At 71.7% G+C, this 16,785-nt stretch carries 16 protein-coding genes and 1 tRNA gene; 7 read left to right on the top strand and 10 right to left on the bottom strand.

Annotated features, from left to right (window positions below):
- Positions 1-122 precede the first annotated feature (122 nt).
- On the top strand, positions 123-1,814 hold the full coding sequence (gene paaN / locus AB5J49_RS24180; RefSeq protein WP_369170697.1) for a phenylacetic acid degradation protein PaaN: 1,692 nt from the start codon (positions 123-125) through the stop codon (positions 1,812-1,814).
- Here the strand turns inward: paaN and AB5J49_RS24175 are convergent.
- From AB5J49_RS24175 to AB5J49_RS24165, 3 genes are read right to left on the bottom strand one after another with little or no spacing between them, the layout of a single operon-like run.
- On the bottom strand, positions 1,811-2,557 hold the full coding sequence (locus tag AB5J49_RS24175) for a TrmH family RNA methyltransferase (protein WP_369170696.1): 747 nt from the start codon (positions 2,555-2,557) through the stop codon (positions 1,811-1,813). The two genes, paaN and AB5J49_RS24175, sit on opposite strands and share 4 nt — an antisense overlap.
- Positions 2,554-3,780, bottom strand: coding sequence for an HTTM domain-containing protein (locus AB5J49_RS24170; RefSeq protein WP_369170695.1), 1,227 nt, complete (start codon positions 3,778-3,780; stop codon positions 2,554-2,556). Before AB5J49_RS24170 ends, AB5J49_RS24175 begins: the two co-directional genes overlap by 4 nt.
- Positions 3,777-4,658 (bottom strand): DUF5819 family protein, encoded by an 882-nt coding sequence (locus tag AB5J49_RS24165; protein WP_369170694.1) that lies wholly within the window; start codon positions 4,656-4,658, stop codon positions 3,777-3,779. The genes AB5J49_RS24170 and AB5J49_RS24165 overlap by 4 nt, the downstream gene beginning before the upstream one ends.
- Positions 4,659-4,959: 301 nt before the next feature.
- Between AB5J49_RS24165 and AB5J49_RS24160 the strand changes: the two genes are divergently transcribed.
- Positions 4,960-6,093 carry an acyl-CoA dehydrogenase family protein gene (locus AB5J49_RS24160; protein WP_369170693.1) on the top strand — a complete coding sequence of 378 codons (1,134 nt, stop codon included), beginning with the start codon at positions 4,960-4,962 and terminating at the stop codon, positions 6,091-6,093.
- A gap of 57 nt (positions 6,094-6,150) precedes the next feature.
- Here AB5J49_RS24160 and AB5J49_RS24155 read toward each other — a convergent pair whose 3' ends face one another.
- The 4 genes from AB5J49_RS24155 to AB5J49_RS24140 form a co-directional block, all read right to left on the bottom strand.
- Positions 6,151-6,498 (bottom strand): rhodanese-like domain-containing protein, encoded by a 348-nt coding sequence (locus AB5J49_RS24155; RefSeq protein WP_369170692.1) that lies wholly within the window; start codon positions 6,496-6,498, stop codon positions 6,151-6,153.
- Positions 6,499-6,737: 239 nt separating this feature from the next.
- Entirely contained in the window at positions 6,738-7,640 is a 903-nt protein-coding gene (locus AB5J49_RS24150; protein ID WP_369170691.1) for a J domain-containing protein, read from the bottom strand.
- Between the two features lie 373 nt (positions 7,641-8,013).
- Positions 8,014-9,465: a DUF2252 domain-containing protein gene (locus AB5J49_RS24145; protein WP_369170690.1), complete on the bottom strand. Its 1,452-nt coding sequence runs from the start codon at positions 9,463-9,465 to the stop codon at positions 8,014-8,016.
- Positions 9,466-9,594: 129 nt separating this feature from the next.
- Positions 9,595-9,957 carry a winged helix-turn-helix transcriptional regulator gene (locus AB5J49_RS24140; RefSeq protein ID WP_369170689.1) on the bottom strand — a complete coding sequence of 121 codons (363 nt, stop codon included), beginning with the start codon at positions 9,955-9,957 and terminating at the stop codon, positions 9,595-9,597.
- A gap of 132 nt (positions 9,958-10,089) precedes the next feature.
- Between AB5J49_RS24140 and AB5J49_RS24135 the strand changes: the two genes are divergently transcribed.
- Positions 10,090-10,740: an FMN-dependent NADH-azoreductase gene (locus AB5J49_RS24135; protein ID WP_369170688.1), complete on the top strand. Its 651-nt coding sequence runs from the start codon at positions 10,090-10,092 to the stop codon at positions 10,738-10,740.
- Positions 10,741-10,891: 151 nt separating this feature from the next.
- Here AB5J49_RS24135 and AB5J49_RS24130 read toward each other — a convergent pair whose 3' ends face one another.
- Complete coding sequence (locus tag AB5J49_RS24130) at positions 10,892-11,041, bottom strand: hypothetical protein (RefSeq protein ID WP_369170687.1); 150 nt, start codon at positions 11,039-11,041, stop codon at positions 10,892-10,894.
- 243 nt (positions 11,042-11,284) lie between these two features.
- Entirely contained in the window at positions 11,285-12,397 is a 1,113-nt protein-coding gene (locus AB5J49_RS24125; RefSeq protein WP_369170686.1) for a glycosyltransferase 87 family protein, read from the bottom strand.
- Positions 12,398-12,626: 229 nt separating this feature from the next.
- Here AB5J49_RS24125 and AB5J49_RS24120 point away from each other — a divergent pair, with 229 nt between their 5' ends.
- Positions 12,627-12,989, top strand: a complete 363-nt coding sequence (locus AB5J49_RS24120) for a DUF1304 domain-containing protein (RefSeq protein ID WP_369170685.1) — start codon at positions 12,627-12,629, stop codon at positions 12,987-12,989.
- A gap of 134 nt (positions 12,990-13,123) precedes the next feature.
- Here the strand turns inward: AB5J49_RS24120 and AB5J49_RS24115 are convergent.
- A tRNA-Leu gene (locus AB5J49_RS24115) sits at positions 13,124-13,207 on the bottom strand.
- Between the two features lie 487 nt (positions 13,208-13,694).
- On the opposite strand from AB5J49_RS24115, the gene AB5J49_RS24110 reads away from it, so the two are divergent.
- The 3 genes from AB5J49_RS24110 to AB5J49_RS24100 all read left to right on the top strand — a co-directional run bounded on the left by AB5J49_RS24110 (position 13,695) and on the right by AB5J49_RS24100 (position 16,758).
- The gene (locus tag AB5J49_RS24110; protein ID WP_369170684.1) at positions 13,695-14,564 is read left to right on the top strand and encodes an FhaA domain-containing protein; all 870 of its coding nucleotides are present in this window, start codon (positions 13,695-13,697) and stop codon (positions 14,562-14,564) included.
- 10 nt (positions 14,565-14,574) lie between these two features.
- Complete coding sequence (locus tag AB5J49_RS24105) at positions 14,575-15,093, top strand: FHA domain-containing protein (RefSeq protein WP_369170683.1); 519 nt, start codon at positions 14,575-14,577, stop codon at positions 15,091-15,093.
- 90 nt (positions 15,094-15,183) lie between these two features.
- A complete protein-coding gene (locus AB5J49_RS24100; RefSeq protein WP_369175237.1) occupies positions 15,184-16,758 on the top strand; it encodes a Stp1/IreP family PP2C-type Ser/Thr phosphatase in 1,575 nt (524 codons plus the stop codon).
- The last annotated feature ends 27 nt before the right edge of the window (positions 16,759-16,785 follow it).

The following is a 16,785-nucleotide window of genomic DNA, read 5'->3' as shown; positions in this document are numbered from 1 at the left end:
GCGGACCCCCTTGAACCGACCGATCGTTCGGTTACTCTAACTCTGACCGCCTGTTCCTGCCCATGTTTCTGCCCAGGTCATGAGCTCGACGGAGAGCTCTGGAAACGAGGAGTTGGTCCCGCATGGCCGCCGAACTGACCGCCCACGAGCTGATCGCCAAGCACCGGCCCACCCTCGACCAGGCGCTGGAGGCGATCCGCACCCGCGCGTACTGGTCCCCGCACCCCGAGCACCCCAAGGCCTACGGCGAGAACGGCAGCCTGGACGCGGCGGCGGGCAAGGCCGCCTTCGACGCAACTCTGGGCAACCGCCTCGACCTCGGCCAGGCCGGCACGGACGGCTGGGTGGGCGGCGAGGTGTCCCCGTACGGCATCGAGCTGGGCGTCGAGTACCCGCACGCGGACATCGAGGAGCTGCTGCCGGCCATGCGCTCCGGCATGCGCGCGTGGCGGGACGCGGGCGCGGAGATGCGCGCGGTGGTCTGCGTGGAGATCCTCAAGCGGATCAGCGACCGCACGCACGAGTTCGCGCACGCGGTCATGCACACCTCCGGCCAGGCCTTCATGATGGCCTTCCAGGCGGGCGGCCCGCACGCGCAGGACCGTGGCCTGGAGGCGGTGGCGTACGCGTACGTCGAGCAGGTCCGCACCCCCGACACCGCGGAGTGGACCAAGCCGCAGGGCAAGCGTGACCCGCTCGCGCTGAACAAGCAGTTCACGCCGGTCCCGCGCGGGATCGCCCTGGTCATCGGCTGCAACACCTTCCCGACCTGGAACGGCTACCCGGGCCTGTTCGCCTCCCTCGCCACCGGCAACGCGGTCCTCGTGAAGCCCCACCCGCGCGCGGTACTGCCGCTCGCGCTCACCGTGCAGGTAGCCCGTCAGGTGCTCAGCGAGGCCGGCTTCGACGCGAACCTGGTCGCGCTGGCCGCAGAGCGGCCCGGCGAGGGCATCGCCAAGACCCTGGCCACCCGCCCCGAGATCCGGGTCATCGACTACACCGGCTCGACCGTGTTCGGCGACTGGCTGGAGGCCAACGCCCGCCAGGCCCAGGTCTACACGGAGAAGGCCGGCGTCAACACGGTGATCGTCGACTCGACCGACGACTACAAGGGGATGCTCTCCAACCTGGCCTTCTCCCTGTCCCTGTACAGCGGCCAGATGTGCACGACCCCGCAGAACCTGCTCGTCCCCCGTGACGGCATCCGCACCGACGAGGGCCCCAAGACCTTCGACGAGGTCGTCGTCGATCTCGCCCGCTCGGTCGACGGCCTCCTCGGCGACGACGCCCGCGCGAACGCCCTGCTCGGCGCGATCGTCAACCCCGATGTCAAGGCCCGTCTGGAGGCCGCCGCGGGGCTGGGCGAAGTCGCCCTCGCCTCCCGGGAGATCGCCAACCCGGAGTTCCCGGACGCGGTGGTCCGCACGCCGGTGATCGTGAAGCTGGACGGGGCCAAGCCGGACGACGAGGCCGCCTACATGAGCGAGTGCTTCGGGCCGGTCTCCTTCGCCGTCGCGGTCGACTCGGCGTCGGACGCGGTGGAGTTGCTGCGGCGGACCGTGCGCGAGAAGGGGGCGATGACCGTCGGGGCGTACACCACCGACGACGAGGTCGAGGGCGCGATCCAGGAGGTCTGTCTGGAGGAGGCGGCCCAGCTGTCGCTGAACCTCACGGGCGGGGTGTACGTCAATCAGACGGCCGCGTTCTCCGACTTCCACGGCTCGGGCGGCAACCCGGCCGCCAACTCCGCACTGTGCGACGGGGCGTTCGTGGCGAACCGGTTCCGGGTCGTCGAGGTGCGTCGGGAGGCCTAAGCCCGCAGAGCGCCCCCGGTGAGACTCCAGTGGTACAGCGTCATCGCCACGCTCGTCGCCAGGTTGTAGCTGGAGACCTGGGGGCGCATCGGCAAAGCCACCAAGTGATCGGCACGCGCGCGCAGTTCGGCGGACAGCCCGCTGCGCTCGGAGCCGAAGGCGAGGACGGCGTCGTCCGGGAGCTTGCTGCCCCGGATGTCGTCGCCCTCCGGGTCCAGCGCGAAGACCGGCCCGGGTGGCAGCTCGTCCACGCCCAGCCGCTCCACCGCAGTCGCGAAGTGCAGGCCCGCCCCGCCGCGTACGACCGTCGGATGCCAGGGGTCGAGGGTGCCGGTGGTGACCACGCCGGTCGCGCCGAAGCCGGCGGCCAGGCGGATCACCGCGCCCGCGTTGCCGAGGTTGCGGGGATTGTCGAGGACCACGACCGGGGCGGTGCGGGGCGTGTGCGTCAGCCTTGCGAGGTTGGCGGCGCGGGCCGGTCGTACGGCCAAGGCGGCCACCGCGGTGGGGTGCGGGCGCGGCACCAGGGACGTGTACGTCGACTCCGGCACCTCGGTCAGGAGCGCGTCCAGCGTCTCCCGTACATCCGGCGCCAGCTCGTCGGCGAGGGTCAGCGCGGCCGCCCGGTCGACGGCGACCGCCACCGGGACCTCGGCTCCGAAGCGCACGGCGTGCTTGAGGGCGTGGAAGCCGTCGAGCAGGACGGAGGTCTCGGCGAGCCGGTTCCAGGAGGTCACGGTCATGCCGTGAAGCCTACGTGCGCGTGCTCGGGGTTCTCCGGGGTGCGCGAGTCGGGCAGCGCCGTACGGTCGTCACCGCGCCGGACCAGACGCGACAGCCGTCCACGCGCACGTGCCGCCCACTCGCCCAGGCGGCGCAGGAACGACGTCGGCAGGAAGACCGCGTCCGCCGCGATCATCGCCAGCGAGAAGAACGGCAGGCCGAGCACGACCGCGATCACGGCGTGCTCGGTGATCATCGCGGCGAGGAGGACGTTCTTGACCCGCCGGTTGAACAGCGTGAACGGGAAGGCGACCTGCACGATGACCGTGCCGTAGGTGATGAGCATCACCATCGTGCCGCTGGACGACAGCACGTCGGCGAGGGCGGGCCAGGGCGAGAAGTAGTCGAGGTGCAGCGGGTAGTAGACGGCGGTGCCGTCCTGCCAGCGGGAGCCCTGGATCTTGTACCAGCCGGCGGTCGCGTAGATCAGACACGCCTCGGCCATGATCACCAGCAGGGCGCCGTTGTGCACGATGTTGCCGACCACGTCGAGCAGGATGCGGGGCTGGGCGGTCCGGGCACGGCGGCCCACGATCCACCACACGGCCTGCCCCAGCCAGGCGCCCCACAGGATCACCGGCACGGTCAGGTCGCCGTCGAGACGGCCCGCCGCCGTCACCGCGACCAGCGCGAACCCGAGCACGCTCCACAGGGCAGGGCCGACCCGGTCGGGCCCGATCCGCTCGCCACGCGCGTGTGCCTCGCGCGCGAGCCGCGCCCGGCGCTCGTCCAGCGACCAGACCTGGCCGCAGCGCGTGAACACGAGGTAGAGGCACATCAGGTGCAGGACGTTGTCGCCGCCGTCGCCCATGAAGATGGAGCGGTTCTGCAGCGAGAGCACACCGACCATGAAGAGCACGGTCATCGTGCGGGTACGCCAGCCGAGCAGCAGCAGCACGCTGGTCAGGACGGCGAGCGCGTAGACGGCCTCGAACCAGAACCGGCTGTCCGACCACATCAGCGCGGTGAACGAGCCGTTCGTCCCGATCAGCTGCTGGGCGAGGTCGAAGTCCCAGGGGCTGTCGGGGCCGTACAGCTCCTGGCGGTGGGGGAACTCGCGCAGCAGGAACAGCAGCCAGGTCGCGGTGAAGCCGATGCGGATCACGGCCGTCTGGTACGGGCCGAGGGCGGACTCGGTGACACGGGCGATGCTCGAGGAGATCGCGAGGGTGAAGCGGTTCACGGGGCGCCTCCCTCGGCCGCGGCCGCGGCATCGGTCGTGCCGACGGCACTGGTCCCGCCCGCACTGCCGGCCTCGTCCTTCGGGACCCACCACCAGGGCAGCACGCGGTCGGTCGGCTTGTCCGAGACCTGCTCCCCGCTCCACTTCGGCGGGCGCACATTGGTGGTGCGGGAGCGGACCTGTACGCGTTCGACGACGCCGCCGTCGCCGGCCGCGTTCGCCCGGTCGAGGCGCAGCTGCACTATGTGCCGCAGATACGTCTCGGACAGGGCGCCGCGCAGACCCACGGGACGGTTCTGGGCGTCGTGCGTGGCGACGAAGAAGTCCCAGGCCCGGCGCAGCTCGTTCTGCTGGGTGTGGCTGGGCAGCAGATTGCCGTCGATGGCCCGGCCGTCCTGGGCGGACAGGTCGTACCAGCCGGTGGTACGGCTGCCGCCGTCGGCCGTGCCGACCTGGCCACGGACCTGCACCGCGATGTTCTGCTGCAGCGGATTGGGGGCGAACAGCTTCCAGTTCTGCTCGAACTCCGGGTATATCCAGTCGTCGATCGCCTTGCCGTGCTGCCTGGTGACCGTGTTCGGCGGCGCGACATGCAAGAAGACCATGCCTATGTGGACGCAGACGGCGATCGCCACGACGGCGAGGGCGAGGGCGGCCCCGATCTGGTACCGCAGGGAGAGAGCGGCCACACCGACGCGGGGTTCGGGAAGCGTCGAGGCAGGAGGGGCGGGAGAGGCTTCAGGGATGGGCGAGGCGGGAGAGGCGTCAGGGATGGGCGAGGCCACAGGGGCCGCAGGGGCGGACGAGGGCACGACGACGGGCGGCTCCTCCTGCGGCCCGTGCCGGGCGGCCGAGCCTGCCTCGTACGCGTCTGCCATACCGTTTCGTTCCCCGATTCCGGTTCCGGTCCGTCTTCCCTCAGCGCTCGCACGGTCTCGCACGGGAACGGTACTCAGGCCCACCCGCCGGGCACAGCCCCGGTCGGGCCGCCGCCGTCCACACCTTACGGGGGTCCTACACGATCTCACCGGGGTCTACGAGACCCTCACGGCTGAGCTCCCCCGAGACCCTCACGAGGGACCCCCCGAGGAGCATTCCCTTCTTCTAGAACCTGTTCTATCTTGACGCATCGTCAGATCGACACCGTCAGATCGCCGTGCGTGTGGAAGGGCAGGGACCGTGGACTTCACCTTCACCGAGGAGCAGCAGGCGGCGGCCGAGGCGGCGCGCGGGGTGTTCGCCGGGGTCGCGCCGGACGCGGTGCCCTCTCCCGCGCTCACCCCGGGCGCCGTCGCCGACGACTTCGACCGCCCGCTGTGGGGCCGCCTCGCGGACGCGGACCTGCTGAGCCTGCTGCTCGCCGAGGAGTACGGCGGGGCGGGCCTCGACGCCATCGCGCTGTGCCTGGTGCTGCGCGAGTCGGCGAAGGTGCTGGCCCGGGTGCCGCTGCTGGAGAGCAGCGCGGCGATGGCGGCCGTCCAGGCGTACGGCGGCCCGGAGCTGAAGGCCGACCTGCTCGCCCGCGCGGGGCGCGGCGAGGTGGTGCTGACGGTCGCCGCGCACGGCCGCACCGGCCACGACCCGGCCGAGCTCGCGGTGACCGCTCGGCAGGAGGACTCGGGGTGGGTCCTGGACGGGATGCAGACCGCGGTGCCCTGGGCGTACGACGCCGATCTCGTGCTCGTGCCGGCCCGTACGGCCGCCGACCGGACCGTCCTCGCGCTGGTGCCGCGCGATGCGGAGGGGGTTTCGCTCGCCGAACAGTTCTCGACCAGCGGGGAGCGGCTGGGGGAGCTGCGGCTGGAGTCGGTGCGGCTCACGGCGAGGGACGTCTTCGACGCCGAGGGGGCGTGGGAGTGGCTGCGGGAACTGCTGGCCACGGGCACGTGTGCGCTGGCGCTCGGGCTGGGTGAGCGGGTGCTGGGGATGACGTCGCAGTACGCGAGCAAGCGGGAGCAGTTCGGGCATCCGATCGCCACGTTCCAGGCGGTCGCCGTGCAGTGCGCCGACCGCTACATCGACCTGCGCGCGATGGAGGCCGCACTGTGGCAGGCCGCGTGGCGGATCGCCTCGGGGGCGTCGGGGGCACTGCCCGCCTCCGGAGACGTGGCCGTGGCCAAGATCTGGGCCTCGGAGGGCGTACGGCGGGTCGTGCAGACGGCCCAGCATCTGCACGGCGGCTTCGGCGCGGACGTCGACTATCCGCTGCACCGGTACCACGCCTGGGCCAAGCACCTGGAGCTGGCGCTCGGCCCGGCGGCGGCGCACGAGGAGGCGCTGGGCGATCTGCTGGCGGCGCATCCGCTGGCCTGACGGTTGTCTCCGACGGCTCGGCGGAGCAGCTCAGCGGAGCAACTCAGCGGAACAGCCTCAGAGGACGTAGCCCGGCTGGCCCTCGTCGTTCACCACGGGGCGTCCGGCCTGCGCCCACACCTGCATGCCGCCGTCGACGTTCACGGCGTCGATGCCCTGCTGGACGAGGTACATCGCGACCTGCGCCGAGCGGCCACCGGAGCGGCAGATCACATGAACGCGGCCGTCCTGCGGGGCGGCCTCGGTCAGCTCGCCGTAGCGGGCGACGAACTCGCTGATCGGGATGTGCAGCGCCCTCTCGGCGTGACCCGCCTGCCATTCGTCGTCCTCGCGGACATCCAGAAGGAAGTCGTCGTCCTTGAGGTCGGTGACCTCGACCGTGGGTACGCCAGATCCGAAGTGCATGGCTCCGACGCTACCTGACGGGTGCGGGTGCGTTGAGGGCCCCTCTGAGGGGAGGGCGGATCCACCCTCTGGAGAACACCGGCCTCGTCGTGGCGCACGGGCCTCGTCGTGGCGTACGGGCCTCGTCGTGGCCTACGGGCCTCGTGGTGGCTGTACCGGCCTCGTCGTGGCTGGGTCGCGCCCGCGGGGCGGAGCCTCATATCGATACGGCCCCCGCCCGCAGGTCGGCTTTCCGCCCGCTAGCCGAGCAGAGCTGTCAGTTCGGCTTCCCGCGCCGAGACCTGGGCCAGGAGCTGATCGGCGATCTCGTCCAGGAGGCGGTCCGGGTCGTCCGGGGCGAGGCGGAGCATCGCGCCGATCGCGCTCTCCTCCAGCTCCTTCGCGACGAGGGCGAGCATCTCCTTGCGCTGGGCGAGCCATTCGAGGCGGGCGTAGAGCTCCTCCGCGGGAGTCGGGCCCTGCTCCTTGGGCGCGGGTCCCGCGGCCCACTCCTCGGCCAGTTCCCGCAGCAACGCCTCGTCGCCACGGGCGTAGGCGGCGTTCACGCGGGTGATGAACTCCTCACGCCGGGACCGCTCGGCGTCTTCCTGAGCCAGATCGGGGTGGGCCTTGCGGGCCAGTTCGCGGTAGAGCTTGCGGGCCTCGTCGCTGGGGCGCACCCGCTGCGGCGGCTGCACCGACTGGTCCGTGAGCATCGCCGCGGCCTCCGGGAACAGGCCCTCGCCGTCCATCCAGCCATGGAACAGTTCCTCGACGCCGGGCATCGGCAGCACCCGGGCCCGGGCCTCGTCGGCCTTGCGGATGTCCTCGGGGTCGCCGGTGCGGGCGGCCGTGGCCTCGGCGATCCGGGCGTCCAGCTCGTCGAGGCGGGCGTACATGGGGCCGAGCTTCTGGTGGTGCAGGCGGGAGAAGTTCTCCACCTCGACGCGGAAGGTCTCCACCGCGATCTCGTACTCGATCAACGCCTGCTCGGCGGCCCGCACGGCCCGCTCCAGCCGCGCCTCGGGCCGCTCCGCACGGTCTTCGGCCGTCACCTGCGCCTCACCACCCTGCTCAGCTCCACCGGCGGGCACCTCGGCACCGCCCCGCGTCCCCGCACCAGCGGGCTCGGCCTGGGACTGCTCAGCTTCCGGCGTCGTCACCCGACCAGCGTAGGCCACCCTCCGCCCGGGGCCGCCCCTCGCAGTCCGTCCGTGATCACGGCCACGAGGGCCGCGGCGTCGCAGACGTCCAGGCCATCCGCCTGCTCCGGGTCGGTGGCGCCCGCCCGAGCTCCCGGCGACAGCCACTTCACCGACGCGGGCAACCGCTCGGCCGACGCGGAAACCGCTCCGCCAACGTGGGTACCCGCTCAGCCGCCGCAGGCAGGCGCTCCACCGGCGCAGGCAACCGCGTCAGATCGCGGGCAGCCGGTCCGGACAGGGCCGAGCATCGATGACGCCCGTCGCCTCCACGGCCCGCCCGCCGAGGTCGACGTACTTCACCCGGCGCCCCTCACCGAGGGCCCGGCGCCCGTCAGACCCCCACCTCCGCCGCGATCCGCCCCGCCCGCACCGCCGTCACCAGTGCCGCGTGGTCCGCCTCCGTGCGGTCGGCATAGGTGACGGCGAACGTGGCGATCGCCTCGTCCAGTTCCTCGTTCTTTCCGCAGTAGCCGGAGACCAGGCGCGGGTCGGCGCTGTGGGAGTGGGCGCGGGCCAGCAGGGCGCCGGTCATGCGGGCGTAGTCGTCTATCTGGTCGGCGGCCAGCGCGGCCGGGTCGACGCTGCCCTTGCGGTTGCGGAACTGGCGTACCTGGAAGGGGAGTCCGTCGACCGTCGTCCAGCCCAGCAGGATGTCGCTGACCACCTGCATGCGCTTCTGGCCGAGGACCACGCGCCGCCCCTCGTGCTCCGCCTCCGGCGCTTCGAAGCCGGCCGTCACCAGGTGCGGGACGAGGGCCGACGGGCGGGCCTCCTTCACCTGGAGGACCAGAGGTTCGCCACGGTGGTCCAGGAGGAGGACGACATACGAGCGCGTGCCGACGCTGCCCGTGCCCACCACGCGGAACGCCACGTCGTGCACCGAGTGGCGGGACACGAGGGGATGGCGGTCCTCGGAGAGCGTGGTGACCCAGCTCTCCAGCGACGCCGCCACCGCCGCAGCCTCCGCGTCCGGGACACGGCGCAGTACCGGCGGGGCGTCGACGAAGCGGCGGCCGCCGTCCTCGGTCGGCTCGGTCGACTTCGCCGCGAAGCGCCCGCTGGTGTTGGCCCGCGCCTTCTCCGCGACCCGCTCCAACGTGCCGAGCAGGTCATGGGCGTCGGTGTGGGAGACGAGCTCCTCGTCCGCGATCGCGTTCCACGCGTCCAGCACCGGGAGCTTGGCCAGCAGTCGCATGGTGCGCCGGTAGGCACCGACCGTGTCGTGCACCGCCTTGCGGCACGCGTCCTCGTCCGCGCCCGCCTCCCGGCCCGCGAGCACGAGCGAGGCGGCGAGCCGCTTGAGGTCCCACTCCCAGGGGCCGTACAGCGTCTCGTCGAAGTCGTTCAGATCGATGACCAGGCCGCCGCGCGGGTCGCCGTACAGACCGAAGTTCGCCGCGTGCGCGTCCCCGCAGATCTGGGCGCGGATCCGGGTCATGGGAGTGCGGGCGAGGTCGTACGCCATGAGCCCCGCCGAGCCGCGCAGAAACGCGAAGGGCGTCGCCGCCATCCGGCCCACCCTTATCGGGGTGAGCTCGGAGAGCCGACCGAGGTTGGACTCCTCCACGGCCGCCACGGCGTCGGGGCGGGCGACGTCGAGGTCGAAGAGCGCGTGCTCACCGCGCGGCACCCGCCTGCGCAGCTCCTTGCCCTCCTCCTTGGGCGACCCACCGCCGGGCCACTGCGCGAAGCCGCGCACCCGGGGCAGCCGACACGCCACGGATTGCGACGCCACCGCAGCCGCGGCCGCCTCCGCCGTAGCCTCGCCACCGACCTCGGTCATCGCGACCGCCTCCCCCGCTCAGGCACGAACATCAACTCGTGCCCGACGGTACAGCCGGTGGCCGAAACGCGTCACACCCTGTGGACAACTTGACGGATGTGGAAAACCCGGCTCAGCGGCCCCTCGGCCTCAGCAGCCTCCGGGCCGCTCCCCGTCCGCCAGATACTTCTTCGCCCACCCGCCCAGCTCAGTCAGCGCGGGCTCCAGCGCGGCGCCCGCCTCCGTCAACCGGTAGACGACCCGCAGCGGCGGCCCCTCGTACACCTCGCGCACGACGAGCCCGGCGGCGGCCAGCTCGGTGAGCCGGTCGGAGAGCATGCGCTCGCTGATACCGGGAATCGCCCGGCGCAGGGCGACGAAGTACGCGGGCCCTGTGGTCAGGACGGACACGATCGGGCCGGTCCAGCGCTTGCCGAGCAGTTGGAAGACGCGGGTGATGCCGTCGTCGACCCGCTTGCACGCCGATACGTCGTGACTCTGCTCAGCCGCCATGCCCTTCAGGGTACTGCCCTGCCGTACGGGGGTGAAAAAAAGTAAGTGACTGTGTTATCCATAGTCGAGTACGAAATTTCAGTCCCTGCGGGCAGGTCCCCCGCCCGCTGCCGTCCTCCCCTGGAGAGCCCCATGGCAACGCTTCTGCACATCGACTCCTCGGTCTTCCCCACCGAGGCCTCCGCCTCCCGCGCCGTCACCGACGCCTTCCGCCGCACCTGGCAGGAACAGCACCCCGAGGGCACGGTGATCCACCGCGACCTCGCCACCGACCCCGTGCCGCACATCTCCGCCCACGCCCACACGGCCGGCTTCTCCGATCCGGCCACGCACACCCCGGAGCAGGCCGCGGCGTTCGCCGAGCGCGTGCGGCTGATCGAGGAGCTGGAGCGGGCGGACGCGGTGCTGATCGGCGCCCCGATGTACAACCTGACGATCCCGTCGACGCTGAAGGCCTGGCTGGACAACGTGGTCCTGTTCGGTCGCACGGCCGGCGCCGCCCAGTCGGTCAAGGGCACCCCGGTCACCGTCATCGCGAGCCGCGGCGGCTCCTACGGGCCGGGCACGCCGCGTGAGGGCTACGAGTACGTGCAGAACTACCTGTCGGCGATCCTGGCCGACTTCCTCGGCGCCGACCTCGACTTCATCGTTCCGGAGTTCACGATGGCCCCGGTCAACCCGGAGATGGCCGACCTGGTCCCCCTCTTCGAGGCCTCCCGCGAGCGCGCCCTTGAGGAGGCCGCCACGAAGGCGAAGCAGCTGGCACAGCGCCTCGCGGCGTAGCCGGCGCCCGCGGCCGACACGGCTCGGGTTCGCGGCGCTGCGCGGTCGGTGGCCGCACGCGCGCGTAGGGCCCCGCTCCAGCGGTGCGGGTGCCCAGGCGTCCCTACGCGCGCGTGGCGTGAGAATCGCAGTCGGAGTCGGCCACGACGCCTCACCGGGCGCCGTCGACTCCCCGCTCCGCCACACCGGTCGAATACCCGGGCTGGTTCCCCGGCTGGTCCCCCGCCTCGTACTGCCCCACCGACGGCAAGCACAGCGCCACGACCAGCCCTACCACCGCGAGGACGGTGACCCGCGCCAAATACGCACCTCGGCGCTCCGCCACACCCCGAGAACGGCCACCCCCGCACTCCGCCACACCCCGGGAACGCCCGGCCTGGCGCTCCAGCACTCCCCAGGAATCGGCTCCCCGCCCTTCACCCACGCCCGACACCCGCCCCCATCAACCGCCCGACCCGACGAGCAGCCACCACCAGCTCCGTACGCCGGAACCAGGTGGCCAGGACCAGCGGATAGACCAGGTACCCGAACCGCGTCGCCGGGATCAGGCACATCGCCAGCCCGCGGCGGCCGCGAGGGCTGCCATGGCGAGGACAGAACCGCCGGGGACGTACGTGGCCAGCAGGTACCCCGGCAGCGGGCTGGCCGCCGGCGAGCGCACCCCGCCCTCGCCGAGCGGGAAGAGCACCACGTGTTCGACGAAGGCGTGCGGATCGGCCAGAGCCGCCGGCACCACCGCGACCGCGGCCACCAGCACGGCGACCGCACCGGCCCGTACCGCCGCCCGCCGCCCCGCCGTCACCGCGAGCAGCACCAGTCCCACCGGCAGCAGCGGCCAGGCCGTCCACTTCAGCGCGGCCGCGGCCCCCATCGCCAGCCCGGCCGCCGTACCGTTCCCGCCCCGGCCGGCGAGCGCCAGCCCCAGGCACATCAGCCCGATCACCGGAAGGTCGACCCCGCCGACAGCCAGCGGCAGCGCTACCGCCGGGAAGGCCGCGAGGAGGAGCACGGCGGCGCGCGCGTTCGAGTCGCCGCCGAAACCAAGGGAGTTGCGCCCCGAGGGCCGCGCGGTGACGAGCATGCTCGCCAGGAACGCCGCGCAGAACCACACCCGGGCGTCCGCGAGCGGTGTGCCGCCGAACAGCGCATGAGGTATCCCGAACAGCGCCATGCCGGGCAGGTAGGGGTTGTAGTCGTCGACGCCGACCGGATGCGGCAGGTACGGGCTGCCGGAGTGCAGCAGCAGACCGCCCGAGTGCTCGACGACGCCCACCTCGGACTGCGCGGCGCCCGCGACGATCATGAACGCCAACGGGACCACGACGGATCCGAGCAGCGCCGCCACCGCACTGCGCCCGCTCCAGGCACGCGGCGCCCGGCGGGCGAGCTGCGCCGCGACGACGTACCCGACGGCGGCGCAGGTGCCCCAGATCCGGTGCGGGGTGAGGGTCGTGACCACGGCCAGCGACAGCGCGAAGCCCGCGCATCCGAGCCAGAACAGCACGTCCCGGCGCACACGGGGAGCCCTGCCGGACGGCTTACGGCTGCCTTGGCGGGGCTTCTGACGTGCGGGGGTGGGGGTGGGGGTGGGTGCGGGGGCACGGAGGGAACCGCCGGGCCTGACTCCGGCGACGAAGGAGAGTGCCTCGGGTGGCATCGGTGGGCTCCTGGGGAAGGGGAGCTCCAATCTCGCGCCGAGGCGCCGGCGGCCACCTCGGCCGAACGGCCACCGTTCACCCTCCTCGCGACGGGCAGCTCAGCCGAACGACCGACCCGGCGACCCCAGGACGCAGCGCCCCCAGGACGGAGCGACCGTGAAACGGAACGACCGTGAAATGGAGCGACCGGCCGATCGACCACGGACACCGCACCGGCACAATCACCGCATGCATCTGATCTCTGTCGTCCTCGTCGCCCTCATGGCGCTGCTGCACGCCTACATCCTGGTTCTGGAGATGTTCCTGTGGCAGCGCGGCCCGGGCCGCCGCTTCTCCGGCTTCGACGCCGAGCTGGCCCGTTCCACCGCGGCGCTGGCGGCCAACCAGGGCCTCTACAACGGCTTCCTGGCCGCGGGTCTGGTCTGGGGCCTCATCGCCGACGACCCGACCGGCTACCGCGTCCAGATCTTCTTCCTGTCCTGCATCATCGTCGCGGGCGTCTACGGCGCGGCCACCGCCAACCGCCGGATCCTCTTCGCGCAGGCCCTGCCCGCCGCCGTGACGCTCGCCACGGTCATCGCGGCCGGCTGAGCCCCGCGCCGTGGCCTGAGAGCTTCATCACAGGTCACGGCCGCCGAGGACGCCGTACCGAAGCACAACGTGTCGAACGCAACAACACAAAATGAAGAGGCGGCATCGTGATTACGATGCCGCCTCTTCGAGTGTGCGCGAGGGGGGAGTTGAACCCCCACGCCCTTGCGGGCACTGGAACCTGAATCCAGCGCGTCTGCCTATTCCGCCACCCGCGCATTGGGTGTGTCCTCGGGCTTCTTTCCTTGCGGTCCGGCGCCTTCCGACACGCAGAACATTAGCACGCCGGCCAGGGTGGGTTCACATCCCTTACCCCTGGGCAGCCGCCCACCAGCACCGTCGACATCTCACACCGACAGCACCGAACCAACCCGCGGCGCCATCCGTTCCGTATCAACGAGTACCTGTTCACGTATCAACCTCGTACCGGTACCGCGCATCTGTCCAGGAGCCGGTCCGGGTCCACAGTCAGGTGCGGGACACTGGTTTGCGGCCGCCTCTACGATCCATGGCAGGACTATGGCCCTGAGGAGTTCGAAGCAGAGCTCCACAGGGAACTTCGAGGGCGTCGACACCCGTCGACCGGGCCGACAGGGGGAACCAGCCGATTCACCGGCGCGTGGATACGATCAGTAAGCAGTACCAGGTGAAGCAGTGCCCGCCCGGCGGGATGCAGGACGAAGCAGGCGACGGAGGAGGTGCCCCATGGGAGTCCTGAAGAAGTTCGAGCAGCGTCTCGAAGGTCTGGTCAACGGCACCTTCGCCAAGGTGTTCAAGTCAGAGGTCCAGCCCGTGGAGATCGCGGGAGCGCTCCAGCGCGAGTGCGACAACAACGCGACCATCTGGAACCGCGACCGTACGGTCGTCCCCAACGACTTCATCGTGGAGCTGAGCGCGCCGGACCACGAGCGCCTGAGCCCCTACTCCGGCCAGCTCGGCGACGAGCTCGCCGGCATGGTCCGCGACTACGCCAAGCAGCAGCGCTACACCTTCATGGGCCCGATCAAGGTCAACCTGGAGAAGGCCGACGACCTCGACACCGGCCTGTACCGCGTGCGCAGCCGCACACTCGCCGGCTCCACCGACCAGCAGGCCGGCGGCCGACAGGCTCCCGCGCCCCCCGCACCGGCCGGGCGTCCCGGCGCCCCGGGTGGCTACGGCTACCCGCCGGCCGCCGCACCCGCGGGCGCACCGCCCATGCCTGCCGCGCCGCCCCCGGGCGGCCGCCCCGGCGGGTACGGCTACCCGCAGGCCGCGGGCGGCCAGCGCCCCGCGGCCCCCGCAGCCGGCGGACGCACCCGCTACTGGATCGAGATCAACGGCACCCGCCATCAGATCTCCCGCCCGACGCTGGTGCTGGGCCGCAGCACCGAAGCCGACGTGCGGATCGACGACCCCGGCGTCTCGCGCCGGCACTGTGAGATCCGGACCGGAACGCCCTCGACGATCCAGGATCTCGGGTCCACCAACGGCATCGTGGTGGACGGGCAGCACACCACCCGCGCTACGCTCCGCGACGGCTCGCGGATCGTCGTGGGCAGTACCACCATCATTTACCGGCAAGCCGAAGGGTGAAGCGGGGGCAATGTCAGAGCTGACCCTGACGGTCATGCGGCTGGGTTTCCTGGCCGTACTGTGGCTGTTCGTGATCGTGGCCGTGCAGGTCATCCGCAGCGACCTGTTCGGTACGCGCGTCACCCAGCGCGGCTCCAGGCGCGAGGCCGGCCGCTCGCAGCAGGCCGCCCGGCAGGCGACGGCGCCTCCGCAGCAGCGCGGCCAGCAGAGCGGCGGCGGCCGCCAGCGCCGTAACGCCCCCACCAAGCTGGTCGTGTCCGAGGGCACCCTCACCGGCACCACCGTCGCGCTCCAGGGCCAGACCATCACCCTGGGCCGGGCGCACGACAGCACCATCGTGCTGGACGACGACTACGCCTCCAGCCGGCATGCCAGGATCTACCCGGACCGCGACGGCCAGTGGATCGTCGAGGATCTGGGCTCCACCAACGGCACGTACCTCGACCGAACGCGGCTCACGACCCCCACACCGATTCCGCTGGGCGCGCCGATCCGCATCGGCAAGACCGTCATCGAGCTGCGGAAGTAGTACGACAATGAGCGAGCGGAGCGAGCACGCAGCGGCGGCCCACACGACGGGCCCCGGCGCGCTCCCGACCGGAGGGTGGGCACCGTGCGGATGTACCCGGAGCCGACAGGCGAGGTGCGCATGAGTCTGTCACTGCGCTTCGCCGCCGGATCGCACAAAGGCATGATCCGGGAGGGCAACGAGGACTCCGGATACGCCGGACCCCGCCTGCTCGCCATCGCCGACGGCATGGGCGGCGCCGCAGCCGGCGAGGTCGCCTCCTCCGAGGCCATCTCCACCATCGTCGCGCTCGACGACGACGTGCCCGGCTCGGACATCCTCACCTCGCTCGGCACCGCCGTACAGCGCGCCAACGACCAGCTGCGCTCGATGGTCGAGGAGGACCCCCAGCTCGAGGGCATGGGGACGACCCTGACGGCCCTGCTGTGGACCGGGCAGCGGCTCGGCCTCGTCCACGTCGGCGACTCACGCGCCTACCTGCTGCGCGACGGCGTCCTCACACAGATCACGCAGGACCACACCTGGGTGCAGCGCCTCGTCGACGAGGGACGCATCACCGAAGAGGAAGCCACCACCCACCCGCAGCGCTCCCTGCTGATGCGCGCGCTGGGCAGCGGCGACCACGTCGAGCCCGACCTGTCCATCCGCGAAGTCCGCGCCGGCGACCGGTACCTGATCTGCTCCGACGGCCTGTCCGGGGTGGTGTCCCACCAGACCCTGGAGGACACCCTCGCCAGCTACCAGGGCCCCCAGGAAACCGTGCAGCAGCTGATCGAGCTCGCGCTGCGCGGCGGCGGCCCCGACAACATCACCGTGATCATCGCGGACGTCCTCGACCTGGACACCGGCGACACCCTCGCCGGGCAGCTGTCCGACACCCCGGTCGTGGTCGGCGCCGTCGCCGAGAACCAGAACCACCTGCACGACAACGGCATCATGCAGACCCCCGCCGGCCGCGCCTCCGGGCTCGGCCGCCAGGTCCCCGGACAGGGCGGCGGGGGCGGAGAATTCGGCCCGCCCGGCTCCGGCGACACCACCGGCTACATCCCGGCGGGCAGCTTCGGCGACTACACCGACGACGACTTCGTCAAGCCCCGCACGGGACGCAAGTGGCTGAAGAGATCCTTCTACATCGCCCTCGCGCTCGGCGTGATCGGCGGCGGCCTGTACGGCGGCTGGCGCTGGACGCAGACGCAGTACTACGTCGGCGCCAACAAGGAACACGTCGCCCTGTACCGCGGCATCAGCCAGGACCTGGCCTGGGTCTCGCTCTCGAAGGTGGAGAAGGACCACCCCGAGATCGAACTCAAGTACCTGCCGCCGTACCAGAAGAAGCTGGTCGAGGCGACCATCGCCGAGGGCGGCCTGAAGGACGCCCAGGCGAAGATCGACGAGCTCGCCCTGCAGGCCTCCGCGTGCCAGAAGCGCTCCGAGCAGCAGGCCGCCGAGAGCCAGAAGAACTCCAGGACGGGCGAAGGCGAGGCCGGAGGCACCACGGGAACCACCCGTACCTCCCTTACGTCCAAGGCGACACCGACGCCGAATCCGTCGGCCACCAACTCCCCGAACCCGTCCACCTCCCCGACACCGACTGCGAAGCCAAGCCCCGGCCCCACTCTCTCGGAGGAAGAGCAGAAGGTCGTCTCGAACTGCGGTACGCAGTAGGCAAGCCGTGAGAGGCCCCGTCACACG

This window comes from Streptomyces sp. R28 (genome assembly GCF_041052385.1).
In the GTDB taxonomy this organism is placed as follows: domain Bacteria; phylum Actinomycetota; class Actinomycetes; order Streptomycetales; family Streptomycetaceae; genus Streptomyces.
The sequence above is the reverse complement of the archived record's forward strand: the minus strand, read 5'-3'. Positions and strand labels throughout refer to the sequence as shown.